The sequence below is a fragment of the Enterobacter sp. WCHEn090032 genome, from assembly GCF_003986875.1.
Classification (GTDB): domain Bacteria; phylum Pseudomonadota; class Gammaproteobacteria; order Enterobacterales; family Enterobacteriaceae; genus Enterobacter; species Enterobacter sichuanensis.
The window spans coordinates 68,308-92,688 of the sequence record NZ_RXRN01000016.1; the positions used below are offsets into that span (position 1 = coordinate 68,308).

Here is a 24,381-nt window from a genome sequence, read left to right on the forward strand (position 1 = left end):
ATGAGTGTGATAGCGCAGGCAGGGGCGAAGGGTCGTCAGCTGCACAAGTTTGGTGGTAGTAGTCTTGCTGATGTGAAATGTTATCTGCGTGTCGCAGGGATCATGACCGAGTATTCGCAGCCGGGGGACATGATGGTTGTCTCTGCGGCAGGCAGCACCACCAACCAGTTGATTAGCTGGCTGAAACTGAGCCAGACCGATCGCCTTTCTGCGCATCAGGTGCAACAGTCCTTACGTCGTTATCAGAGCGAGCTGATTGCCGGCCTGCTGCCTGCGGACGTGGCTGACGGGCTGATCAGCGCCTTTACCCATGACCTTGAGCGTCTGGCTGCGCTGCTCGACAGCGGTATTACCGATGCGGTGTATGCCGAAGTGGTGGGCCATGGTGAAGTGTGGTCCGCGCGTCTGATGGCCGCTGTGTTGCAACATCTGGGGGTGGACGCCGCCTGGCTCGATGCGCGTGATTTCCTGCGCGCTGAACGCGCCGCACAGCCGCAGGTGGATGAAGGCTTGTCCTACCCGCTGCTGCAACAGCTGCTGGTGCAGCACCCGGGCAAACGGATTGTGGTGACTGGCTTTATCAGCCGCAGCAGTGCAGGCGAAACCGTACTGCTTGGCCGTAACGGTTCCGACTACTCGGCAACGCAGATTGGCGCCCTGGCGGGCGTCTCTCGCGTCACCATCTGGAGCGACGTGGCGGGTGTTTACAGCGCGGACCCGCGTAAAGTGAAAGATGCCTGCCTGCTGCCGCTGCTGCGTCTGGATGAAGCCAGCGAGCTGGCCCGTCTGGCCGCACCGGTGTTGCACACCCGTACGCTGCAGCCGGTTTCCGGTAGCGATATCGACCTGCAGCTGCGCTGCAGTTACACCCCGGATCAAGGCTCCACGCGCATTGAGCGCGTTCTGGCGTCCGGTACCGGCGCGCGTATCGTCACCAGCCATGACGACATCTGTCTGATTGAGTTCCAGGTGCCGGCGGGCCAGGACTTCAAACTGGCGCATAAAGAGATCGACCTGGTGTTAAAGCGTGCTCAGGTACGCCCGCTGGCTGTGGGGGTTCACAATGACCGCCAGCTGCTGCAGTTCTGCTACACCGCTGAAGTGGCGGACAGCGCCCTGAAAATCCTCGATGAAGCGGGTCTGCCGGGCGAGCTTCGCCTGCGTCAGGGACTGGCAATGGTGGCGATGGTGGGGGCGGGCGTCACCCGTAACCCGCTGCACTGCCACCGCTTCTGGCAGCAGCTGAAAGGCCAGCCGGTGGAATTTACCTGGCAATCGGAAGAGGGCATCAGCCTGGTCGCCGTCCTGCGCAAAGGTCCTACCGAAAGCCTGATTCAGGGCCTGCATACCTCTCTGTTCCGCGCCGAAAAACGTATCGGCCTGGTGCTGTTTGGTAAAGGCAACATCGGTTCCCGCTGGCTGGAGCTGTTTGCCCGTGAGCAGGTCACGCTCTCGGCGCGTACCGGCTTTGAATTCATTCTCGCAGGCGTCGTGGACAGCCGCCGCAGCCTGCTGAACTACGAGGGGCTGGATGCCAGCCGCGCGCTTGCCTTCTTTAATGACGAAGCCGTCGAGCAGGATGAAGAGTCGCTGTTCCTGTGGATGCGCGCGCACCCGTATGACGATCTGGTGGTGCTGGACGTCACCGCCAGTGAACAGCTTGCCGATCAGTATCTTGATTTTGCCAGCCACGGCTTCCACGTTATCAGTGCGAACAAACTGGCAGGGGCAAGCAGTACCGATAAATACCGTCAAATCCACGACGCGTTTGAAAAAACAGGACGCCACTGGCTCTACAACGCCACGGTTGGGGCTGGCCTGCCGGTTAACCACACGGTACGTGACCTGATTGAAAGCGGTGACAGCATTCTGGCGCTGAGCGGTATCTTCTCCGGCACGCTCTCCTGGCTATTCCTGCAGTTTGACGGCACCGTGCCGTTCACTGACCTGGTGGATCAGGCGTGGCAGCAGGGCTTAACGGAACCCGATCCGCGCGTTGACCTCTCCGGTAAAGACGTCATGCGTAAGCTGGTGATCCTGGCGCGTGAAGCCGGTTATGACATCGAGCCGGATTCCGTCCGCGTCGAGTCACTGGTGCCTGCTGGCTGTGAGGAGGGCTCGGTGGATCATTTCTTTGAGAATGGTGAAGAGCTTAACGAGCAGATGGTACAGCGTCTGGAAGCGGCGAACGAGATGGGGCTGGTGCTGCGTTACGTAGCGCGTTTCGAGGCGAATGGAAAAGCGCGTGTCGGTGTCGAGGCGGTGCGTCCTGAACATCCGCTGGCGGCGCTGCTGCCGTGCGATAACGTCTTTGCCATCGAAAGCCGCTGGTACCGCGACAACCCGCTGGTGATCCGCGGTCCTGGCGCGGGGCGTGATGTGACCGCCGGGGCAATCCAGTCCGACATTAACCGTCTGGCTAAGCTGCTGTAACGCCCCTCACCCCAGCCCTCTCCCCAAAGGGGAGAGGGTGTCATCGTTCCCTCTCCCCTTTGGGGAGAGGGTTAGGGTGAGGGGTCTTTCCACCCCATCATGAATTTCCTTCATCTTCCCTGAGCAAACCTCACCGTTATTGTTGATTATTTATGTTGACGTCCCTGCGCTTTTCCGTCATTTTTACATCTGGACGTCTAAACGTATAGAAGTTCAAAACACAACAGACAATGACAAGCGATTGATAGAGGTAAGGTATGAGCTTTTTTCACGCCAACCAGCGGGAAGCACTGAATCAGAGCCTGGCCGAAGTAAACGGCCAGATTAACGTCTCTTTTGAATTTTTCCCGCCGCGCACCAGTGAAATGGAGCAAACCCTGTGGAGCTCTATCGATCGTCTCAGCAGCCTGAAACCGAAGTTTGTCTCGGTGACCTACGGCGCGAACTCCGGTGAGCGTGACCGCACGCACAGCATCATTAAAGGCATCAAAGATCGTACCGGTCTGGAGGCGGCGCCGCACCTCACCTGTATTGACGCGACCCGCGACGAGCTGCGTGCCATCGCTCAGGACTACTGGAACAACGGCATTCGTCATATCGTCGCCCTGCGTGGCGACCTGCCGCCGGGTAGCGGTAAGCCGGAAATGTATGCGGCGGATCTGGTCGCGCTTTTGAAAGATGTCGCGGACTTTGATATCTCCGTTGCCGCTTATCCTGAAGTACACCCGGAAGCGAAAAGCGCCCAGGCCGATCTGCTTAACCTGAAGCGTAAAGTGGATGCCGGGGCAAACCGTGCCATTACGCAGTTCTTCTTTGATGTGGAAAGCTACCTGCGCTTTCGCGACCGCTGCGTCTCCGCGGGCATCGACGTTGAAATTATCCCGGGCATTTTGCCGGTCTCTAATTTCAAACAGGCGAAGAAGTTTGCCGATATGACCAACGTGCGCATCCCGCTGTGGATGTCCAAAATGTACGAAGGGCTGGACGATGATCCGGAAACCCGCAAGCTGGTGGGTGCCAATATCGCGATGGATATGGTGAAGATCTTAAGCCGCGAAGGGGTGAAAGACTTCCATTTCTATACCCTGAACCGCGCGGAGATGAGCTACGCCATTTGTCATACGCTCGGTGTTCGCCCGGCATAATAAGCATAAAGCCCTCATATCATGAGGGCTTTTTTAGTCGCGTGAAAAGTTAAAAGGTATTAGCTATCGAATCTGTGGATTAATTCAACTATATCTTATTGCTAGTGGTGTATATCGTAACGGTAACACTGTAAAAGGGAGCATAGCGATGAGCACGTCAGACGATTCCAATAAAGCGGCATCAGTCGGCAAATGCCCGTTCCATCAGGGCGGCGTCGATCACAGCGCGGGGGCAGGTACAGGCAGCCGTGACTGGTGGCCAAAACAACTCCGCATCGATCTTCTTAACCAACATTCCAACCGTTCTAACCCTCTGGGTGAAGACTTCGACTACCGCAAAGAATTCAGCAAGCTTGATTACTCTGCCCTGAAAGGCGACCTCAAAGCACTTTTAACCGACTCTCAACCGTGGTGGCCAGCCGACTGGGGCAGCTATGCGGGCCTGTTTATCCGTATGGCCTGGCATGGCGCGGGTACCTATCGCTCCGTTGACGGGCGCGGTGGGGCAGGACGCGGTCAACAGCGCTTTGCGCCACTGAACTCCTGGCCGGATAACGTTAGCCTGGATAAAGCGCGCCGTCTGCTGTGGCCCATCAAGAAAAAATACGGACAAAAAATTTCCTGGGCTGACCTGTTCATCCTCGCGGGTAACGTGGCGCTGGAGAATTCCGGCTTCCGCACCTTTGGTTTTGGTGCCGGGCGTGAAGATGTCTGGGAACCGGATCTGGACGTGAACTGGGGTGATGAAAAAGCCTGGCTGACCCACCGCGATCCGGAAGCGCTGGCGAAGCGCCCTCTGGCTGCCACCGAAATGGGGCTGATTTACGTTAACCCGGAAGGGCCAAACGCCAGTGGCGAACCGCTGTCAGCGGCAGCGGCGATCCGCGCAACCTTCGGCAACATGGGGATGAACGATGAAGAGACCGTCGCGCTGATTGCGGGCGGCCACACCCTCGGTAAAACCCACGGCGCAGGTGAAGCCACCCACGTGGGTACCGACCCGGAAGCCTCACCGATTGAAGCGCAGGGTCTGGGCTGGGCCAGCACGCATGGCACAGGGGTTGGCGCTGACGCCATCACCTCCGGTCTGGAAGTCATCTGGTCCCAAACGCCGACCCAGTGGAGCAACTACTTCTTCGAGAACCTGTTCAAATACGAATGGGTACAGACCCGCAGCCCGGCAGGCGCGATTCAGTTTGAAGCCGTGGATGCACCGGAAATCATGCCTGACCCGTTTGACCCGTCGAAAAAACGTAAGCCAACGATGCTGGTTACCGACCTGACGCTGCGTTTTGACCCGGAATTCGAAAAGATTTCTCGCCGTTTCCTGAACGATCCGCAGGCTTTCAACGAAGCCTTCGCGCGCGCGTGGTTCAAACTGACTCACCGCGATATGGGTCCAAAATCGCGTTACCTTGGTCCGGAAGTGCCGAAAGAAGATCTGATCTGGCAGGATCCGCTGCCGGAGGCGGTATTCAATCCGACCAAAGAAGACATTGAAAGCCTGAAGGCGGAAATTGCCGCGTCCGGCCTGTCTGTCAGCGAACTGGTTTCTGTTGCCTGGGCATCAGCCTCAACCTTCCGCGGTGGCGATAAGCGTGGCGGCGCCAACGGCGCGCGTCTGGCGTTGGCCCCGCAGCGTGACTGGGACGTGAACGCCGCAGCGGTTCGCGCACTGCCGGCGCTGGAAGCTATCCAGCGCACCACCAACAAAGCCTCCCTGGCCGATATTATCGTGCTGGCGGGCGTGGTAGGTGTTGAGCAGGCTGCCAAAGCTGCGGGCGTGTATGTCACCGTACCGTTCACGCCGGGCCGCGTGGATGCGCGTCAGGACCAGACGGATATCGAGATGTTTAACCTGCTTGAGCCGATTGCCGATGGCTTCCGCAACTACCGTGCGCAGGTGGATGTGTCCACAACGGAGTCACTGCTGATTGATAAGGCCCAGCAGCTGACGCTGACCGCACCGGAGTTGACGGTGCTGATCGGTGGTCTGCGCGTATTGGGTGCAAACTTTGATGGCAGCAAGAACGGTGTGTTCACCAACCGTGAGGGCGTGCTGAGCAATGATTTCTTCGTGAACCTGCTGGACATGAATACCCAGTGGAAGGCGACCGATGAATCCAATGAGCTGTTTGCCGGAAGCGATCGCGCCAGTGGTGAAGTGAAATATACCGCCACCCGCGCCGATCTGGTCTTCGGTTCTAACGCCGTGCTGCGCGCGCTGGCAGAGGTTTACGCCAGTGACGATGCGCATGAGAAGTTTGTCCGCGACTTCGTTGCAGCATGGGCGAGGGTGATGGATCTGGATCGCTTTGACGTGAAGTAACCATAATGCCGGGTGCGGTTACGCCTACCCGGCTTACGGGCAAAAAAATCCCCGCCGATGCGGGGATTTTTATTCATGCTATTTACTCCCACTCCTGCAGGAAACGCTGTCCATACTGGTCGGCCACCAGCAGTGCCGCGTAAACCTGATCCGGCGACACGCCGCCCGGCATGTTGTGGATGGTTTCCCCTTCCGCACAAGACGCTTCGGCAATCAGACGCATTTTGGCCGGAATGTCGTCTTTGATATTCAGCTGCGCCAGCGTAATGGGCAGCCCAACGCTGTGGCAAAGCGCCGCGACGGTCTCTATTTCTTCTACCGGCGCGTTTTCCAGCACCAGCTGCGTCAACGTCCCAAACGCCACTTTTTCACCGTGGTAGAAATGATGTGCGTCCGGTACCGCCGTCATACCGTTATGAATAGCGTGTGCCGCTGCCAGACCGCCGCTCTCAAAACCTACACCGCTGAGATAGGTATTGGCTTCGATAATGCGTTCCAGCGCCGGTGTGACCACATGCTGTTCTGCGGCCAGCATCGCTTTTTCACCTTCTTCAACCAGCGTGTTGTAGCACAGCTCGGCGAGCGCCAGTGCCGCCTGGGTACATTTACCGCCGGACATCGTGGTCGCGCCGCTGCGTGAGCAGGCGCGTGCTTCAAACCAGGTCGCCAGCGCATCGCCAATCCCGGCGGCCAGCAGACGCGCAGGCGCACCCGCAACCACTTTCGTATCCACAATCACCATGTTCGGGTTGTGCGGCAGCATCAGGTAGCGATCGAACTCGCCGCTGTCGGTGTAAATGACGGAGAGGGCGCTGCACGGCGCATCGGTGGAAGCGATAGTCGGCGCAATCGCAACGGGCACGTCCATAAAGTGAGCCAGTGCTTTGGCGGTATCCAGCGTTTTACCACCACCGATACCCAGCACCGCCATACAGTCGGCACTGTCAGCGAGTTTTTTCAGACGATCGATTTCATTTTGTGAACATTCGCCGCCAAAGGGTGCGATTTCGGCATGCAGCTCTGCTTTTTTAAAGCTTTGTCGCAAGGTCTCTTCGGCAAAACCCAGTACAAATTTATCACCGACGACCAGCCAGCGCTGTGCCAGAGGTTTCAGATAGTCGCCGAGACGGGTCAGCACATCCGCGCCCTGGATATATTTCCCAGGCGATTGAATGATACGGTCCATAACAATTCTCCCTTAGAGGTTGAGGTTACCAAACGCGTTTTTCCAGTCCTGCTCGAACTTCTCTATGGCTGACTCTACCGCCGGGGTGCCGAGCATGTGTTGCGCTACATCTAAAGGAAGCGTGATTGCCTCACATCCCGCGAGCAGACAGTCCAGCGCCTGACGCGGCGTTTTGAAACTGGCGGCCAGCACTTTACTGTCTGGCGCGTGCAGTTCCAGCAGGGTTTGCAGCTCCTGGACCATGCGGATGCCGTCACCGCCCTGCGCGTCGACACGGTTGACATACGGCGCGACATACTTTGCCCCTGCCAGCGCAGCGAGCAAGCCCTGGGCTGCGCTGTACACGGCGGTGCCCAGGGTGGTGATGCCCTCTTTTTTCAGCGCCTTAATCGCGATAAGCCCCTGTTCGGTCACCGGGATTTTCACCACGATACCCGGAATGGCGTTACTCAGACGTTTGGCTTCCGCCACCATGCCTTCTGCCTCGCGGCTCAGGGTCTGCGCAAACAGCGTGCCTTCCGGCCCGATGGCGTTTTGCAGGCGTGGCAGTACATCCCAGAGGGATTCACGGCTGGCGGCAATAATGCTCGGGTTGGTGGTGACGCCCGCGATGGGAAAAATGCGCGCCAGGCGTTCTACTTCCGCCACGTTGGCGGTATCCAGGTACAGTTCCATTATTTTTCCTTAAGTCAGAAAGGTTGATGACAGGATAAAGCGGGCTGCAGAGTGGAGATACAGGTCAATTTTGCCAAATACTGGACAAATGTAATGTGCTTAACGAAGTGAGATGCCGATCACAATGCTAGTTTTTGGCCGTCAACTGGCTGTGATACTGACGGCGATATTCGGAAGGGGAACGTTCTGTGTGTTTGCGAAAGAGACGGCAGAAATAGTTGCTGTCCATAAATCCGCAGCGCGCGGCAATATCCTTAATTTTTAAATCGTATCCCTTGAGCAGCTGGCGCGCGTGTTCCAGACGCGTTTGTGTCAGGTATTCATTGAACCCGACGTTCCCGGTCTTCTGAAAAAGATGGGAAAGATAGTTGGGGGAAATATAAAACGCCTCGGCAACGGAATCTCGGGTCAGCGCTGAGGCATGATGTTCGTCAATAAAGAGACGAATGGCTTCAAAGAGCGCGCGGCTGCGGCTATCAGTGTGGATCTCGCTGCCAAGCAGATCGCGGCAGTGGCTGAGCAGACTTAACACCACCAGCCTGGCCGTGTCCTGCTCAGTCGGTTGCATGTGCAGCTCATTGAGCGTTTGCAGGAGAAACGCGCCCGTTCTGGGACCTCGTCTGGCAACCTGCTGCTGTTGTAAAAGGGCATTATCCCGGTGGAGCTGAAGCGTCAGCTGCTGTTTACCGAAGCTTATTCTGAGAGAGTTTGAAGAATGAAGCGGAACGTACCCGGATGCGGAAAAGCATACCTCGCAGCGGGTTTCCAGGCTAACTGAGAGACAAGGTGATGTTCGGATATGCTTCCCGGCAGGCGCGACAAAGTGCACCTGATACAGGGGCAATGTGCCGTTAATCAGATCCGTCAGGATGTGCGTGATATCGTGGTACATGAGGTGGGAACCGGGATATTGCCGGGTGGCGCTAACGCTTTCCCGGCCTACGTGTCGTAGGCCCGTGCAAGCGTAGCGCCGCCGGCATAAAGCATTAACCGGTGTTACGCATACCCGCCGCAACACCCGCAATCGTCACCATTAGCGCCTGTTCAACGCGTGGATCTGGCTCTTTCCCTTCCTCTTCTGCCAGACGGGAACGGTGCAGCAGTTCTGCCTGCAGGACGTTCAGCGGGTCGGTGTAGATGTTACGCAGCTGAATAGACTCGGCAATCCACGGCAGGTCCGCCATCAGGTGTGAGTCGTTGGCGATATCCAGCACCACTTTAATGTCGCCTTCCAGCAGTTCGCGCAGCTCTTTACCCAGCGCCCACAGTTCAGGTTTCACCAGACGCTGATCGTAGTATTCCGCCAGCCACAGGTCCGCTTTCGAGAAGACCATCTCCAGCATACCCAGACGGGTAGAGAAGAACGGCCAGTCGCGGCACATGGTTTCCAGCTCGCTCTGTTTGCCATCTTCCACCACTTTTTGCAGCGCGGCACCGGCACCCAGCCAGGCGGGCAGCATCAGACGGTTCTGCGTCCAGGCGAAGATCCACGGAATCGCACGCAGGGACTCTACGCCACCGGTCGGGCGACGCTTGGCTGGACGTGAACCCAGCGGCAGTTTACCCAGCTCCTGCTCTGGTGTAGCTGAGCGGAAGTAAGGGACGAAATCTTTGTTTTCACGCACGTAGCCACGGTACAAATCGCAGGAAATGTCTGACAGCTCGTCCATGATATGGCACCAGGAGGCTTTTGGCTCCGGCGGTGGCAGCAGGTTCGCTTCCAGAATGGCACTGGTATAAAGCGACAGACTGCTGATGGTCACTTCCGGCAGGCCGTATTTGAAGCGGATCATCTCACCCTGCTCGGTCACGCGCAGGCCGCCTTTCAGGCTTCCCGGCGGCTGCGATAACAGTGCCGCATGCGCAGGCGCGCCACCGCGGCCAATGGAACCACCGCGTCCGTGGAACAGGGTCAGCTCAATACCGGCTTTCTCGCAGGTTTTGATCAGCGCATCCTGCGCCTGATACTGCGCCCAGGATGCGGCCATCACGCCCGCATCTTTTGCGGAGTCGGAATAGCCAATCATTACCATCTGTTTGCCCTGAATGAAGCCGCGATACCAGTCGATATTCAGCAACTGGGTCATGACGTCGTTGGCATTGTTCAGGTCGTCGAGGGTTTCAAACAGAGGAGCGACCGGCAGGGCATAGTCGATACCGGCTTCTTTCAGCAGAAGGTGAACGGCCAGCACGTCGGACGGGGTTTTCGCCATGGAGATCACATAGGCGGCCACCGATCCTTTTGGCGCATCCACGATCGCTTTACAGGTGTTAAGCACTTCGCGGGTTTCGTTGCTTGGCTCCCAGTTGCGCGGCAGCAGAGGGCGCTTCGAGTTCAGTTCGCGGATCAGGAAGGCCTGTTTGTCGGCTTCGGACCAGCTTTCATAGTCGCCGATACCGAGATAGCGGGTCAGCTCGCCCAGGGCTTCGGTATGGCGGGTACTCTCCTGACGCACGTCGATACGCACCAGCGGCACGCCAAAACACTTCACGCGACGCAGGGTATCGAGCAGTTCGCCGTTGGCGATGATGCCCATTCCACAGGCCTGCAGTGATTTATAACAGGCGTAGAGAGGCTCCCAGAGCTGCTCGTTCTGGCTCAGCAGACCTTCCGGCTTCGGCAGGCGTTGGCCTTTCAGGCGCGCTTCCAGCCAGGCCTGGGTGGCCATCAGCTGACTGCGCAGTTTTTTCATCAGGAAACGGTACGGTTCGCTGGCGCCTTCTTCTCCGGCCAGCGCGCGCAGTTCCGGCGTCGCTTCAACCATCGACAGTTCGGAGATCAGCACCTGAATGTCTTTCAGGAACAGATCGGTCGCTTTCCAGCGGCTTAGCAGCAGGACGTGACGGGTAATTTCCGCGGTGACGTTCGGGTTACCGTCGCGGTCACCGCCCATCCAGGAGGTGAAACGGACCGGAACAAAGTCGACCGGCAGGCGGTAGCCCAGATTTTCTTCCAGCTGCTCGTTCAGCTCGCGCAGATAGTTAGGTACCCCTTCCCACAGGCTGTTTTCCACCACCGCAAAGCCCCATTTGGCTTCGTCGACCGGGCTTGGGCGGTGCTTGCGAATTTCATCGGTGTGCCAGGACTGGGCAATCAGCTGGCGCAGACGGCGCATCAGCTGGTTGCGTTCGTAGTCGGCAATGTCTTTATTATCCAACTGCTTGAGGCAGTTATTCACTTCCACCATTTTGTGGATCAGGGTGCGACGGGTGATCTCGGTTGGGTGGGCGGTCAGCACCAGCTCCAGCGAAAGCGACTCTACCGCTTTTTTGATGGTGGCTTCGTTAAGATCTGGCTGCTCTTTCAGTTTACGAAGGGTGCGGGCAATGACTTCCGGGTTGCTGGCCGCTTCACCGTTTGGCGAAATGCTGTGGTATTGCTCAGCGGTGTTTGCCAGGTTCAGGAACTGGCTGAATGCGCGTGCAACGGGCAGTAGCTCATCGTTAGAGAGGTTCTGCAATGTGGTTAACAGCTCCTGACGACTGGCTTCGTTACCGGCACGGGAAGCTTTAGACAGCTTGCGGATGGTTTCAACGCGGTCGAGGATGTTCTCCCCCAACGCATCTTTGATGGTATCTCCAAGCACTTTGCCGAGCATACTGACATTACTACGCAACGCGGAATATTGTTCGTTCATAAAAACCCAGTCACCCCATCATTTTTGTTTATGCCCAGACGAAACGCATCCGGGCATTATTTTGTCATCTCCCTTTATAAAGCCACGTAAAACCCCCGTCGTCAATTGCTGCGAAAACGGTTCAGCAAACGAATAAATGCGGGTAATTTACGAAATTTAATTCGCATTGCGTCAGATAAGAGATGCTTATGGGAATGTGATGGAGATCGCGGGATTTACTCCCCTCACCCTGCCCTCTCCCCAAAGGGGCGAGGGTGTTCAAATTCCCTCTCCCCTTTGGGGAGAGGGTTAGGGTGAGGGGCAGTTTTTAATGCCAGCAGAAGTGATGTACAACCTGGGTGATCAGCTCGCGAGTAGGCTTGATAAAGCGGGTTTCCAGATATTCGTCCGGCTGGTGCGCCTGATTGATGGAGCCAGGGCCGAGTACCAGCGTCGGGCACAGGGTCTGAATAAACGGCGCTTCGGTGCAGTAGTTCACCACGTCGGTTTTTTCACCGAGTAATTTTTCTACCACTTCGACCAGCTGATGATCCGGCGGGCACTCATAACCCGGGATCGGCGGATGCAGTTCGGAGACCGTCAGGCGGCCCGGCCAGCGCTCGCTGACCGGGGCCAGCGCTTCATTCAGCAAGCCGTCGAGATCGCTCAGCGTCATGCCCGGCAGCGGGCGGATATCCATATGCAATTCACAGCATGCGCAGATACGGTTGGAGGCATCGCCGCCGTGCAGGCTGCCGAGGTTCAGGGTCGGATACGGCACGGTGAACGCGTCGTAGTGATAGCGCTCTTTCAGATCGTCGCGCAGGGTCATGATGCGGCCGATGGCGTCATGCATCAGCTCAATGGCGTTGACGCCGCGCGCCGGATCGCTGGAGTGACCGGACTGGCCCAGGACACGCACGGCGGTAGAGATATGGCCTTTATGCGCACGGATTGGCTGCAACGAGGTTGGCTCACCGATGATCGCGCAATCCGGGCGAATCGACGTGTTTTCCGAGAAGTAGCGTGCGCCCGCCATGCTGGTCTCTTCATCGGCGGTAGCCAGGATGTAGAGCGGCTTTTTCAGTTTTGTCACGTCCACGTCACGCAGCGCGTCGAGGATAAAGGCGAAGAAGCCTTTCATGTCGGCCGTGCCCAGCCCGTAGAGTTTGTTGTCATGCTCGGTCAGGGTAAACGGGTCCCGGGTCCAGCGGCCATCATCAAACGGCACGGTGTCGGTATGACCCGCAAGCAGCAGGCCGCCTGCGCCGGTTCCGGTGCTGGCGAGCAGGTTAAATTTGTGGCGGGTTCCGGGAACGGGCTGAACCTCAACGTTAAAGCCAAGATCGCTGAACCAACCCGCCAGCAGATTGATTAAAGACGCATTGCTCTGATCCAGTGCTTCTTCCGTTGCGCTGATGGACGGTGTGGCAATCAGGGCGCGGTAAATCTCGATAAATGGTGGTAAGTTCATTTTCATTGTTGACACACCTTAGGTCGTGATAGTATCAATATTCATGCAATAAATGTGAATAAAAATACATTATCGTTGAGCATAAAGGAACCCGATGTTGAATACGCTGATTGTAGGCGCTAGCGGTTATGCGGGCGCAGAGCTTGTAAGCTACGTAAATCGTCACCCTCATATGACCATAACCGCTTTGACTGTGTCAGCGCAAAGCAATGATGCGGGAAAGTTAATTTCCGATTTGCATCCGCAACTTAAGGGCATGGTTGATCTGCCTTTGCAGCCCATGTCTGACATCAGCGAGTTCACCGACGGCGTCGACGTCGTGTTTTTAGCCACCGCGCATGAGGTCAGCCACGACCTGGCGCCGCAGTTCCTGGCGGCTGGCTGCGTGGTGTTTGACCTCTCCGGTGCGTTCCGTGTTAACGACGGCGCGTTTTACGAAAAATATTACGGCTTCACTCACCAGCATCTGGATCTGCTTGAAAAAGCGGTGTATGGCCTGGCGGAGTGGAGCGCAGACAAGCTGAAAGAAGCGGATCTGATTGCCGTTCCGGGTTGCTACCCGACGGCGGCGCAGCTCTCTTTGAAACCGCTGATCGACGCCGGGCTGCTCGATCTGAACCAGTGGCCGGTGATCAACGCCACCAGCGGCGTGAGCGGAGCCGGGCGCAAGGCCGCTATCTCCAACAGCTTCTGCGAAGTGAGCCTTCAGCCGTATGGCGTGTTTAATCACCGCCATCACCCTGAAATCACCACGCATTTGGGCGCGGACGTGATTTTCACGCCGCATCTGGGCAGCTTCCCGCGTGGGATCCTCGAAACCATTACCTGCCGCCTGAAACCAGGTGTGACCAGCGAACAGGTGAAGGCGGTCTTCACGCAGGCGTATGCAGATAAACCGCTGGTGCGTCTGTATGACAAAGGCGTGCCGGCGCTGAAAAATGTGGTCGGTCTGCCGTTCTGCGATATCGGCTTTGCCGTTCAGGGCGAGCATCTGATCGTGGTGGCCGCAGAAGACAACTTACTCAAAGGCGCTGCCGCTCAGGCAATGCAATGTGCAAATATTCGTTTCGGTTTCCCGGAAACGCAGGCTCTTATTTAAGGTGTGATGATGAACCCATTAATTATCAAACTCGGCGGTGTACTGCTGGACAGCGAAGAAGCGCTGGAGCGTCTTTTTACCGCGCTGGTTAACTATCGCGAATCACACCAACGTCCGCTGGTGATTGTGCACGGCGGCGGCTGCGTGGTGGATGAGCTGATGAAAGGGCTCAACCTGCCGGTGAAAAAGAAAAACGGTCTGCGGGTGACGCCTGCCGATCAGATTGACATCATCACCGGTGCGTTGGCGGGCACGGCGAACAAAACGCTGCTCTCCTGGGCGAAGAAACACCATATTGCGTCCGTTGGCCTCTATCTGGGCGATGGCGATAGCGTAAAAGTGACCCAGCTCGACGAAGAGCTCGGCCATGTTGGACTGGCGCAGCCAGGTTCGCCTAAGCTGATAAACACGCTGCTGGAAGGCGGTTTCCTGCCGGTGGTGAGCTCTATCGGCGTGACCGAAGAGGGCGCGCTGATGAACGTGAATGCGGACCAGGCGGCAACCGCGCTGGCCGCGACGCTGGGCGCGGATCTGATCCTGCTCTCCGACGTGAGCGGTATTCTGGACGGCAAAGGCCAGCGCATCGCGGAAATGACTGCGGCAAAAGCCGAACAGCTGATCGCCCAGGGCATTATTACCGACGGGATGATTGTCAAAGTCAATGCGGCGCTGGATGCCGCACGCACGCTCGGTCGTCCGGTGGATATCGCCTCCTGGCGTCATGCGGAGCAGCTTCCGGCACTGTTTAACGGCACGCCGATTGGCACACGTATTTTAGCGTAAGTTTTTAATGAATGACCGTAGGCCGGGTAAGCGTAGCGCCACCCGGCGGAACTAACGAATAAAGGAACGATGTTATGGCACTTTGGGGTGGGCGTTTTACACAGGCAGCGGATCAGCGGTTCAAACAGTTCAACGACTCTTTGCGCTTCGACTACCGCCTGGCCGAACAGGATATCGTCGGCTCTGTGGCCTGGTCCAAAGCGCTGGTAACGGTGGGCGTACTGAGCGCAGAGGAACAGCTGCAGCTGGAAGAGGCGCTCAACAATCTGCTGGAAGAAGTGCGTCTGGATCCGCAGCAAATCCTGCAGAGCGATGCCGAAGATATTCATAGCTGGGTGGAAGGCAAGCTGATCGACAAAGTCGGCCAACTGGGTAAAAAACTTCACACTGGCCGGAGCCGTAACGACCAGGTCGCCACCGACCTGAAGCTGTGGTGTAAAGATACCGTTGGCGAACTGCTGGCGGCCAACCGTCAGTTGCAGAGCGCGCTGGTGGAGACCGCACAGAACAACCAGGATGCGGTGATGCCGGGTTATACCCATCTGCAGCGCGCGCAGCCGGTGACCTTTGCGCACTGGTGTCTGGCCTATGTTGAGATGCTGGCGCGCGATGAAAGCCGTCTGCAGGATACCCTGAAACGTCTGGACGTCAGCCCGCTGGGCAGCGGCGCGCTGGCCGGTACGGCGTATGAAATCGACCGTGAACAGCTGGCAGGCTGGCTGGGCTTTGCCTCTGCTACCCGCAACAGCCTGGATAGCGTCTCCGATCGTGACCACGTGCTGGAACTGCTCTCTAACGCGTCTATCGGCATGGTGCACCTGTCGCGCTTTGCGGAAGACCTGATCTTCTTTAACTCTGGCGAAGCGGGCTTCGTCGAGCTGTCTGACCGTGTGACGTCTGGCTCTTCGCTGATGCCGCAGAAGAAAAACCCGGATGCGCTGGAGCTGATCCGCGGTAAGTGTGGCCGTGTACAGGGTGCGCTGACCGGCATGATGATGACCCTGAAAGGGCTCCCGCTGGCGTACAACAAAGATATGCAGGAAGACAAAGAAGGGCTGTTCGACGCACTCGACACCTGGCTGGACTGTCTGCATATGGGCGCGCTGGTGCTGGACGGCATTCAGGTGAAGCGTCCACGCTGCCAGGAAGCGGCCCAGCAGGGCTACGCGAACGCGACTGAACTGGCGGATTATCTGGTAGCGAAAGGCGTACCGTTCCGTGAAGCGCACCATATTGTCGGTGAAGCGGTGGTGGAAGCGATTCGTCAGGGGAAACCGCTGGAAGAACTGGCCCTTGCTGACCTGCAGAAATTCAGCGCGGCGATCGGGGATGATGTGTATCCGATTCTTTCGCTGCAGTCCTGCCTGGATAAGCGTGCGGCGAAAGGCGGCGTGTCGCCGAAGCAGGTGGCGCAGGCGATAGCGGATGCGAAAAACCGGTTGGTTTGATTTGTGCGGGCTGGTGCCCTCATCCCGGCCCTCTCCCACAGGGAGAGGGAGAAAAACAAAGCCTGGCTTAGCGCCAGGCTTTTTTACGCAAAAAAAAAGCGGACCACGGGGTCCGCAAAAGTTCACGTTGGCTTTAGTTGTTCGAGTTTTGAGAGAAACTCGATGACGGGGCGGGGACGTCAAGGGTCAAACACGTGCCGCCTCGTCTATGTGATGTATTATTCAACAGAATGCTTGATAGGGATAATCGTTCGTTGCTATGCTATCTATCGCCATGAACTATCGTGGCGACGGAGGATGAATAATGAATATTCGTGATCTTGAATACCTGGTAGCGTTAGCCGAGCATCGTCACTTTCGCCGCGCGGCAGATTCCTGCCACGTCAGCCAGCCCACGCTGAGCGGTCAGATCCGCAAGCTGGAAGACGAGCTGGGCGTGATGTTGCTGGAGCGCACCAGTCGTAAGGTACTGTTCACACAGGCAGGTTTACTGCTGGTGGATCAGGCGCGCACCGTGCTGCGCGAGGTCAAAGTGCTCAAGGAAATGGCAAGCCAGCAGGGAGAGGCGATGTCTGGCCCACTGCATATTGGCCTGATCCCAACCGTTGGTCCGTACCTGCTGCCGCACATCATTCCGATGCTGCACCAGACGTTCCCGAAACTTGAAATGTACCTGCATGAAGCGCAAACCCATCAGCTGCTGGCACAGCTGGACAGCGGCAAGCTCGACTGCGCCATTCTGGCGCTGGTGAAAGAGAGTGAAGCCTTTATTGAAGTGCCGCTGTTCGATGAGCCAATGATGCTGGCGATCTACGAAGATCACCCGTGGGCGAACCGCGATCGTGTGCCGATGGCCGATCTCGCCGGTGAAAAGCTGCTGATGCTGGAAGACGGCCACTGCCTGCGCGATCAGGCGATGGGCTTCTGCTTCGAAGCGGGCGCTGATGAGGATACCCATTTCCGCGCAACCAGCCTGGAAACGCTGCGCAATATGGTCGCGGCGGGAAGCGGAATCACGCTGCTGCCTGCGCTGGCGGTACCGCGCGAACGCAAACGCGATGGTGTGGTTTACTTGCCGTGCATTAAGCCAGAGCCGCGTCGAACCATTGGTCTGGTCTATCGCCCGGGCTCACCGCTGCGCAGCCGCTATGAGCAGCTGGCAGAGGCCATCCGTGGTGCGATGGATGGCCATTTCGACAGTGCGTTAAAACAGGCGGTTTAAACCGTTTAAGGCAGCGACCCGATAGGCTTCGGCCATAGTCGGGTAGTTAAAGGTGGTGTTAACGAAGTACTCAATGGTGTTGCCACCACCTTTCTGCTCCATGATGGCCTGGCCGATATGAATGATTTCCGCGGCGCGTTCACCAAAGCAGTGAATCCCGAGGATCTCTTTCGTCTCGCGATGGAACAGGATCTTCAGCGTCCCCACGCTCATCCCCACGATTTGCGCCCGCGCCAGATGTTTAAACTGCGCGCGCCCTACCTCGTAAGGCACTTTCATTGAGGTCAGCTGCTGCTCGGTTTTGCCGACAGAACTGATTTCCGGGATGGTATAGATGCCCGTCGGGATATCTTCGATCAGATGCGCCGTCGCTTCGCCTTTTACCAGCGCCTGAGCCGCGATGCGCCCCTGGTCATAAGCGGCAGAGGCCAGACTCGGGTAGCCAATCACATCGCCAACCGCGTAGATATGCGGCAGGGCGGTTTGATACATGCTGTTGACCTTCAGCTGACCACGGCTGTCGGTTTCAAGCCCGATATTTTCCAGCTGCAGCGAATCGGTGTTACCGGTACGGCCGTTGGCATACAGCAGACAGTCAGCTTTCAGCTTCTTGCCGGACTTGAGGTGCATGATCACTCCGTCGTCACAGCCCTCAATCTTCTCATACTCTTCGTTGTGGCGAATCACCACGCCGCTGTTCCAGAAGTGGTAGGAGAGAGAGTCTGACATCTCCTGATCGAGGAACGCCAGCAGGCGATCGCGGGTGTTGATCAGGTCAACTTTGACATCCATTCCGCGGAAGATCGACGCATATTCACAGCCAATGACCCCCGCGCCATAGATAATGACGTGACGGGGTTCATGGTGCAGGCTCAGAATGGAGTCACTGTCGTAGACGCGCGGATGTGAGAAGTCCACGTCGGCCGGATGGTAAGGGCGTGAACCGCAGGCGATGACAAATTTTTCGGCGGTAAGGGTTTCAACCGAACCGTCGTGGCACTCGAGTGCCAGCGTGTGTTCATCCACAAAATGCGCGTTGCCCTGCAAAATCTCACAGTGGTTACGCTCATAAAATCCCTGACGCATACGTGTCTGCTGGTTAATGACGGTATCCGCGTGGTTCAGGATGTCAGCAAAGGATGAACGAAGAAGTCGGGAGTGGTCGCTGTAAAGAGGGTTCTGGTTAAATTCAATAATGCGGCTAACGGCGTGGCGGAGGGCTTTGGAAGGGATGGTGCCCCAGTGGGTGCAACCGCCGCCGACATTATGGTAGCGCTCAATGACCGCTACTCTGGCTCCCTGTTTCACCAGACCCATTGCAGCACCTTCACCGCCGGGACCGGAACCAATAACTATTGCGTCGTAATCGTAGGAATGTGGCATGGCAAGGCTTACCTGTTCTTATACATAAAAGCAACAGAATCATAACATCATTGCCCGAGTAACCCAATTATCGTTGTGCTTTTTTCCGGCAGTGGAGCACAAACCGCACGTAAACAATCATTCACAAAGCTGAGCAAACAGATTAATTTTATTCTCTGGTATAGTGCCATCAGGCCTTTGGAAGGATTCAACTATCGTGATGGGCGTAAGAGCACAACAAAAAGAGAAAACCCGGCGTTCGCTGGTGGAAGCCGCATTCAGTCAACTGAGTGCTGAGCGAAGTTTTGCCAGTTTGAGCCTGCGCGAAGTCGCACGCGAGGCCGGGATTGCGCCAACGTCCTTTTATCGTCATTTCCGTGATGTGGATGAACTGGGCCTGACCATGGTCGATGAAAGCGGTCTGATGCTGCGCCAGTTGATGCGCCAGGCGCGTCAGCGTATCGCCAAAGGGGGCAGCGTCATCCGCACCTCGGTATCGACCTTTATGGAATTTATCGGCAATAACCCCAACGCGTTTCGTCTGCTTTTGCGCGAGCGTTCGGGGACATCAGCGGCGTTTCGTGCCGCCGTCGCGCGTGAAATTCAGCACTTCATCGCGGAACTTGCCGACTATCTTGAACTCGAAAATCATATGCCGCGTGCGTTTACTGAGGCGCAGGCCGAGGCGATGGTGACGATTGTGTTCAGCGCGGGTGCCGAAGCGCTGGATGTCAGCATTGAACAACGTAAGCAGCTTGAAGAGCGACTGGTATTGCAGCTCAGGATGATCTCCAAAGGCGCATACTACTGGTATCGCCGTGAACAAGAGAAACTGGCACATCAAACCGAAGAGTGAAGGTGAGTAATGAAACAGTCAGGTCAGGATAAAGGGACGCTGTTGCTGGCATTGATCGCTGGCTTATCCATTAATGGGACGTTTGCCGCTATTTTTAGCTCCATTGTTCCGTTTTCAATTTTCCCGCTTATTGCGCTGGTGTTGACCGTTTACTGTCTGCATCAACGTTACCTGAACCGCACGATGCCGGTCGGGTTGCCGGGACTGGCGGCGGCCTGTTTTATTCTGGGTGTACTGCTCTACAGCACGGTGGTGCGCGCGGAGTATCCGGATATCGGCTCTAACTTCTTCCCTGCGGTACTGTCTGTTGCGCTGGTATTCTGGATCGGCGCTCGCATGCGTAGCCGCAAGAGCCAGTTGCCGGAGTAATGAATGATTTGTAGGGCAGGTAAGCGAAGCGCCACCTGCCAAAAACGCCGGATGGCGCTACGCTTATCCGGCCTGTAGATCACCGTGCGGTAAGTAAAACGCCGCACTCCATATGGTGGGTATACGGGAACTGATCAAACAGTGCCAGACGTTCAACTTTGTGCGTCTGGCCTAATGTTTCAAGGTTCTTGCACAGTGTCTCCGAGTTGCAGGAGATGTACAAAATACGCGGGTACGCCTGCACCATCTTTTCGGTTTCGCTGTCGAGTCCACTGCGCGGCGGGTCGACAAAAATCGTCTCACACTGGTAGCTCTTCAAATCGATCCCCTCCAGACGGTTAAACTGGCGTACGCCGTTCATGGCCTGGGTAAACTCTTCAGCGGCCATACGGATGATCTGCACGTTATCAATATGGTTGGCGGCAATGTTGTACTGCGCGGCGGCAACTGACGGCTTGGCAATTTCCGTCGCCAGCACGCGATCGAAGTTACGTGCCAGCGCCAGGGAGAAGTTGCCGTTACCGCAGTACAGTTCAAGCAGATCGCCCGTTGACCCTTCCGTTGCCTTCAGCGCCCACTCCAGCATCTGCACATTCATCGCGGCGTTCGGCTGGGTAAAACTGTTCTCCACCTGACGATAAATCATCTCTTTACCCGCCACCGGCAGACGCTCGTCGACGTAATCCTGATCGAGCATGATTTTGGTTTTTGTCGCGCGGCCAATCAGATGAACGTTGATGTTCTGCGCCCGCAGCGCATCACGCAGCGCTTCGGCCTGCTCGCGCCACTCGTCATTCAGCGCTTTGTGATACAGCAGGGAGACGATAGCCTGGTTACTTTGCGTGGTCAGATAGTCAATCTGGAACAGCTTGTGGCGCAGCACCGGGTTATCACGTACGCCGTCGATCATTAGCGTCATAAGCTGGTTGATAAGCTCACTCGCGGCCGGGAAGCTGTCCACGCGAATGCGGGATTTCGTCTGCTGATCGAAAATAATGTGGTACAGGTCATCCCCGTCATGCCAGATGCGGAACTCGGCGCGCATACGATAGTGGCTGACAGGCGAGCGAAACACCTCAGGAACGGGCGCGTTAAACGGCGTCATCATACTTTGCAGGCGGACAACTTTCTCTGCCAGCTGCGCGTCGTACTGTTCGGTCGGGAGGTGTTCGGGGGTCATGATGCGTCCTGAGTGATAAAGAATTACGCGGGGATTGTAGGGATTGTTCAGGGGATGTCCAGATTTAATGGCTAATAGCTGTCTGGACATCTATACGTGTCTAATTGTAGCATTCTGTTTCCGGTCTCATGAGAGTGAAAAGGGAATCCAGTGTAAATCTGGAGCTGACGCGCAGCGGTAACGACTGGCGGGATGAGCGTTGTAGACACTGTGAAAATGGGAAGTCTTCATCCTTATAAAGCCACCTAGCCCGAAGACCTGCCGGGATCACGTCGCATTTGGTTTCATCATCGCGTGCTATCGATGAGGCCTGCGGCATCCTTCTTATATTGTGGATGCTTTAACAATGATTAAAAAAGTATCGCTGTTGACGGCGTTGTCCGTCACGGCATTTTCGGGCTGGGCGCAGGATAGCGCAGACTCGTTGGTGGTGACGGCAAATCGTTTTGAACAACCGGAAAAAACAGTTCTGGCGCCGACGTCCGTGGTGACGCGTGAGGATATTGAGCGCTGGCAATCCACGACCGTTGTCGATGTTATGCGCCGCCTGCCGGGTGTGGATACCGCACAAAACGGCGGAATGGGGCAGTATTCTTCACTCTTTATCCGCGGTACAAATTCCAGTCATGTTCTCATCCTTGTCGACGGGATCCGACTTAACCAGGCGGGTGTCACAGGAGCATCGGATCTCAGCCAGTTTCCGATCGCACTGGTGCAGCGTATCGAATACATCCGTGGCCCGCGTTCGGCGGTGTATGGCTCCGATGCGATTGGTGGCGTAGTGAACATCATTACCACTCGCGCCAAAGATGGTACGACTCTGAATGCAGGCGTAGGCTCGCACGGTTACCAAAATTATGGCGGCAGTACTCAGCAGACGCTGGGTGAAACCACGCGTGTGACGCTGGCCGGTGATTACACGTATACCAAAGGCTTTGATGTGGTGGCGGACGGTAACAACGGCGGCGTTCCCCAAACCGATCGCGACGGCTACATGAATAAAACGATCTACGGTGCGCTGGAGCATGCGTTCTCCGATCAATGGAGCGGCTTCGTTCGCGGATATGGTTACAGCAACCGTACTGCCTATGACGCTTATTACAGTCCAAACGCGCTAGTTGATACCCGCCAGCTATATAGCCAGACATGGGATGCCGGACTGCGCTTCAACGAAGATATCTTCCATTCACAGCTGCTTTCCAGTTACAGCCACAGCAAGGATTTTAACTACGATCCGCATCTTGGACGTTATGACGCCACGGCAACGCTGGACGAAATCAAACAGTACAACGTTCAGTGGACAAACTCTGTGGACGTTGGCCATGGCAATATCGGCGCGGGTATCGACTGGCAAAAACAGAGCACAGAACCTAACACCAACTATGTGCCTAATGCCTACGACATTCGTAACACGGGCGTCTACCTGACGGCGTTGCAGAAGTTTGGCGATATTACGCTGGAAGGCGCAGCGCGCAGCGACGATAACTCGCAGTTTGGTCGTCATGGTACCTGGCAGAGCAGTGCGGGCTGGGAGTTTATTGACGGTTACCGTTTCATTGCTTCTTATGGTACGGCCTATAAAGCACCGAATCTGGGGCAACTCTACGGGCTCTACGGTAATGACCATCTTGATCCTGAAGAGAGCAAGCAGTGGGAGGGTGCGTTCGAAGGCCTTACCGCAGGCGTGAACTGGCGCGTGTCGGCCTATCGTAACGATGTTGATAACCTGATCGACTTCAACAATAACCTTCAGGAGTATTACAACGTTGGCAAGGCACGTATTAAAGGTGTCGAAGCGACGGCTTCGTTTGATACTGGCCCGGTCATGCATACTGTCAGTTATGACTATGTTGATGCGCGTAATGCGGCAACCAACCAGCTGCTGGATCGTCGCGCTAAACAGCAGGTGAAGTATCAGCTTGATACGCAGATCTATGATTTTGACTGGAGTCTGACCTATCACTATCTGGGGACGCGGTACGATACCGACTTCGGTACATGGCCGAGTCAGAAGGTCAAAATGGGCGGCGTAAGCCTGTGGGATGTCGCAGTTTCGTATCCTGTCACCTCACACCTCACAGTTCGTGGTAAAATAGCCAACCTGTTCGATAAAGATTACGAGACAGTTTATGGCTACCAAACTGCAGGACGGGAATACACCTTGTCTGGCAGCTACACCTTCTAATCCGCGTCCCACCGTGCTGGTATTTGATTCCGGCGTCGGTGGGCTTTCGGTCTATGATGAGATCCGGCATCTCCTGCCGGATCTTCATTACATCTACGCCTTTGATAACGTTGCTTTTCCGTATGGGGAAAAGAGCGAAGATTTTATTGTTGAGCGTGTGGTTGAAATCGTTACTGCAGTACAAAAGCGCTATCCCCTCGCGCTGGCCGTTATCGCCTGCAATACGGCGAGCACCGTTTCCCTTCCTGCCCTGCGTGAAAAATTCCAGTTTCCGGTTGTAGGGGTCGTTCCTGCGATAAAACCAGCAGCGCGCCTGACGGCGAACGGTATTGTGGGGTTGCTGGCAACGCGAGGCACGGTAAAGCGTCCTTATACCCGCGAGCTGATCGACCGTTTTGCCAACGAATGCCAGATTGCGATGCTCGGTTCGGCTGAGCTGGTGGAAATGGCCGAAGCGAAGCTGCATGGTAAGGCGGTATCACTCGAAGAGTTGCGTCGTATTCTTCGTCCGTGGCTGCGGATGCCCGAACCACCGGATACCGTTGTGCTGGGCTGCACCCACTTCCCGCTATTACAGGAAGAACTTTTAGCCGTGTTGCCGGAAGGGACACGTCTGGTGGATTCTGGTGCGGCTATCGCTCGTCGTACGGCCTGGTTGCTGGAGCATGAAGCGCCGGATGCGAAATCAGCCGATGCGAATATTGCTTTTTGTATGGCAATCACGAATGAGACCGAGCAACTTTTACCCGTTTTACGTCGTTACGGCTTTGAAACGCTCGAAAAACTGGCGCTGTAGCACGGTTTTGAGCAAAAAAGAGACGGTTGAACGTTTTTTTTAAAAGAGGGGTTGTCAACGTCTGAGAACTCCCTATAATGCGCCTCCACTGACACGGAACAACGGCTTACAGGCCGCCGGGTTAGCGGGGTTCAGAGATGAACGCCAGCAGAGAAAAGCGAAAATAATCACTTGACTCTGAATGAGGAAAACGTAATATACGGGACCTCGCAACGATGAGCT

The 24,381-nt window shown here is 56.3% G+C and carries 19 protein-coding genes and 1 riboswitch; of the genes, 12 read left to right on the forward strand and 7 right to left on the reverse strand.

Annotation, left to right across the window (positions count from 1 at the left end; genetic code table 11):
• From EKN83_RS15015 to katG, 3 genes are all read left to right on the forward strand, one after another.
• A complete protein-coding gene (locus EKN83_RS15015) occupies window positions 1-2,433 on the forward strand; it encodes a bifunctional aspartate kinase/homoserine dehydrogenase II (RefSeq protein WP_047959715.1) in 2,433 nt (810 codons plus the stop codon).
• A gap of 257 nt (window positions 2,434-2,690) precedes the next feature.
• Complete coding sequence (gene metF / locus EKN83_RS15020; protein WP_023331596.1) at window positions 2,691-3,578, forward strand: methylenetetrahydrofolate reductase; 888 nt, start codon at window positions 2,691-2,693, stop codon at window positions 3,576-3,578.
• A gap of 148 nt (window positions 3,579-3,726) precedes the next feature.
• Window positions 3,727-5,907 carry a catalase/peroxidase HPI gene (gene katG, locus EKN83_RS15025; protein ID WP_025758836.1) on the forward strand — a complete coding sequence of 727 codons (2,181 nt, stop codon included), beginning with the start codon at window positions 3,727-3,729 and terminating at the stop codon, window positions 5,905-5,907.
• 82 nt (window positions 5,908-5,989) lie between these two features.
• On the opposite strand, the gene EKN83_RS15030 is transcribed toward katG, so the two are convergent.
• From EKN83_RS15030 to EKN83_RS15040, 3 genes are all read right to left on the reverse strand, one after another.
• Window positions 5,990-7,093 (reverse strand): glycerol dehydrogenase, encoded by a 1,104-nt coding sequence (locus tag EKN83_RS15030; protein ID WP_059386302.1) that lies wholly within the window; start codon window positions 7,091-7,093, stop codon window positions 5,990-5,992.
• 12 nt (window positions 7,094-7,105) lie between these two features.
• The gene (gene fsa, locus EKN83_RS15035; RefSeq protein WP_025758839.1) at window positions 7,106-7,768 is read right to left on the reverse strand and encodes a fructose-6-phosphate aldolase; all 663 of its coding nucleotides are present in this window, start codon (window positions 7,766-7,768) and stop codon (window positions 7,106-7,108) included.
• 127 nt (window positions 7,769-7,895) lie between these two features.
• Window positions 7,896-8,612: a helix-turn-helix transcriptional regulator gene (locus EKN83_RS15040; protein WP_229235385.1), complete on the reverse strand. Its 717-nt coding sequence runs from the start codon at window positions 8,610-8,612 to the stop codon at window positions 7,896-7,898.
• Here EKN83_RS15040 and EKN83_RS23565 point away from each other — a divergent pair.
• Window positions 8,592-8,720: a hypothetical protein gene (locus EKN83_RS23565; RefSeq protein ID WP_255220609.1), complete on the forward strand. Its 129-nt coding sequence runs from the start codon at window positions 8,592-8,594 to the stop codon at window positions 8,718-8,720. The two genes, EKN83_RS15040 and EKN83_RS23565, sit on opposite strands and share 21 nt — an antisense overlap.
• Before the next feature lie 34 nt (window positions 8,721-8,754).
• Here the strand turns inward: EKN83_RS23565 and ppc are convergent, their stop codons facing one another.
• Together ppc and argE are read right to left on the reverse strand one after the other, a co-directional pair.
• The gene (ppc, locus tag EKN83_RS15045; RefSeq protein WP_025758842.1) at window positions 8,755-11,406 is read right to left on the reverse strand and encodes a phosphoenolpyruvate carboxylase; all 2,652 of its coding nucleotides are present in this window, start codon (window positions 11,404-11,406) and stop codon (window positions 8,755-8,757) included.
• A 307-nt stretch (window positions 11,407-11,713) separates the two neighbouring features.
• Entirely contained in the window at window positions 11,714-12,865 is a 1,152-nt protein-coding gene (argE, locus tag EKN83_RS15050; RefSeq protein ID WP_025758843.1) for an acetylornithine deacetylase, read from the reverse strand.
• An 88-nt stretch (window positions 12,866-12,953) separates the two neighbouring features.
• Here argE and argC point away from each other — a divergent pair, with 88 nt between their 5' ends.
• From argC to oxyR, 4 genes are all read left to right on the forward strand, one after another.
• Window positions 12,954-13,958, forward strand: a complete 1,005-nt coding sequence (gene argC, locus EKN83_RS15055) for an N-acetyl-gamma-glutamyl-phosphate reductase (RefSeq protein WP_126801226.1) — start codon at window positions 12,954-12,956, stop codon at window positions 13,956-13,958.
• 6 nt (window positions 13,959-13,964) lie between these two features.
• A complete protein-coding gene (argB, locus tag EKN83_RS15060; RefSeq protein ID WP_094919457.1) occupies window positions 13,965-14,741 on the forward strand; it encodes an acetylglutamate kinase in 777 nt (258 codons plus the stop codon).
• A gap of 74 nt (window positions 14,742-14,815) precedes the next feature.
• Window positions 14,816-16,189, forward strand: a complete 1,374-nt coding sequence (gene argH / locus EKN83_RS15065; protein WP_126801227.1) for an argininosuccinate lyase — start codon at window positions 14,816-14,818, stop codon at window positions 16,187-16,189.
• 304 nt (window positions 16,190-16,493) lie between these two features.
• Window positions 16,494-17,411 carry a DNA-binding transcriptional regulator OxyR gene (oxyR, locus tag EKN83_RS15070; protein WP_025758848.1) on the forward strand — a complete coding sequence of 306 codons (918 nt, stop codon included), beginning with the start codon at window positions 16,494-16,496 and terminating at the stop codon, window positions 17,409-17,411.
• On the opposite strand, the gene sthA is transcribed toward oxyR, so the two are convergent.
• The gene (sthA, locus tag EKN83_RS15075) at window positions 17,394-18,794 is read right to left on the reverse strand and encodes a Si-specific NAD(P)(+) transhydrogenase (protein WP_025758849.1); all 1,401 of its coding nucleotides are present in this window, start codon (window positions 18,792-18,794) and stop codon (window positions 17,394-17,396) included. The genes oxyR and sthA overlap by 18 nt on opposite strands.
• Window positions 18,795-18,990: 196 nt before the next feature.
• Between sthA and fabR the strand changes: the two genes are divergently transcribed.
• Together fabR and EKN83_RS15085 are read left to right on the forward strand one after the other, a co-directional pair.
• Complete coding sequence (gene fabR / locus EKN83_RS15080; protein WP_008501784.1) at window positions 18,991-19,629, forward strand: HTH-type transcriptional repressor FabR; 639 nt, start codon at window positions 18,991-18,993, stop codon at window positions 19,627-19,629.
• Window positions 19,630-19,638: 9 nt separating this feature from the next.
• Complete coding sequence (locus EKN83_RS15085) at window positions 19,639-19,998, forward strand: YijD family membrane protein (protein WP_025758852.1); 360 nt, start codon at window positions 19,639-19,641, stop codon at window positions 19,996-19,998.
• 79 nt (window positions 19,999-20,077) lie between these two features.
• Here the strand turns inward: EKN83_RS15085 and trmA are convergent, their stop codons facing one another.
• Window positions 20,078-21,178: a tRNA (uridine(54)-C5)-methyltransferase TrmA gene (trmA, locus tag EKN83_RS15090; protein ID WP_126801228.1), complete on the reverse strand. Its 1,101-nt coding sequence runs from the start codon at window positions 21,176-21,178 to the stop codon at window positions 20,078-20,080.
• Between the two features lie 104 nt (window positions 21,179-21,282).
• Window positions 21,283-21,459, forward strand: a riboswitch (cobalamin riboswitch).
• A 65-nt stretch (window positions 21,460-21,524) separates the two neighbouring features.
• On the opposite strand from trmA, the gene btuB reads away from it, so the two are divergent.
• Window positions 21,525-23,363: a TonB-dependent vitamin B12 receptor BtuB gene (gene btuB / locus EKN83_RS15095; protein ID WP_126801229.1), complete on the forward strand. Its 1,839-nt coding sequence runs from the start codon at window positions 21,525-21,527 to the stop codon at window positions 23,361-23,363.
• Window positions 23,308-24,159 carry a glutamate racemase gene (gene murI, locus EKN83_RS15100; RefSeq protein WP_025758856.1) on the forward strand — a complete coding sequence of 284 codons (852 nt, stop codon included), beginning with the start codon at window positions 23,308-23,310 and terminating at the stop codon, window positions 24,157-24,159. Before btuB ends, murI begins: the two co-directional genes overlap by 56 nt.
• The last annotated feature ends 222 nt before the right edge of the window (window positions 24,160-24,381 follow it).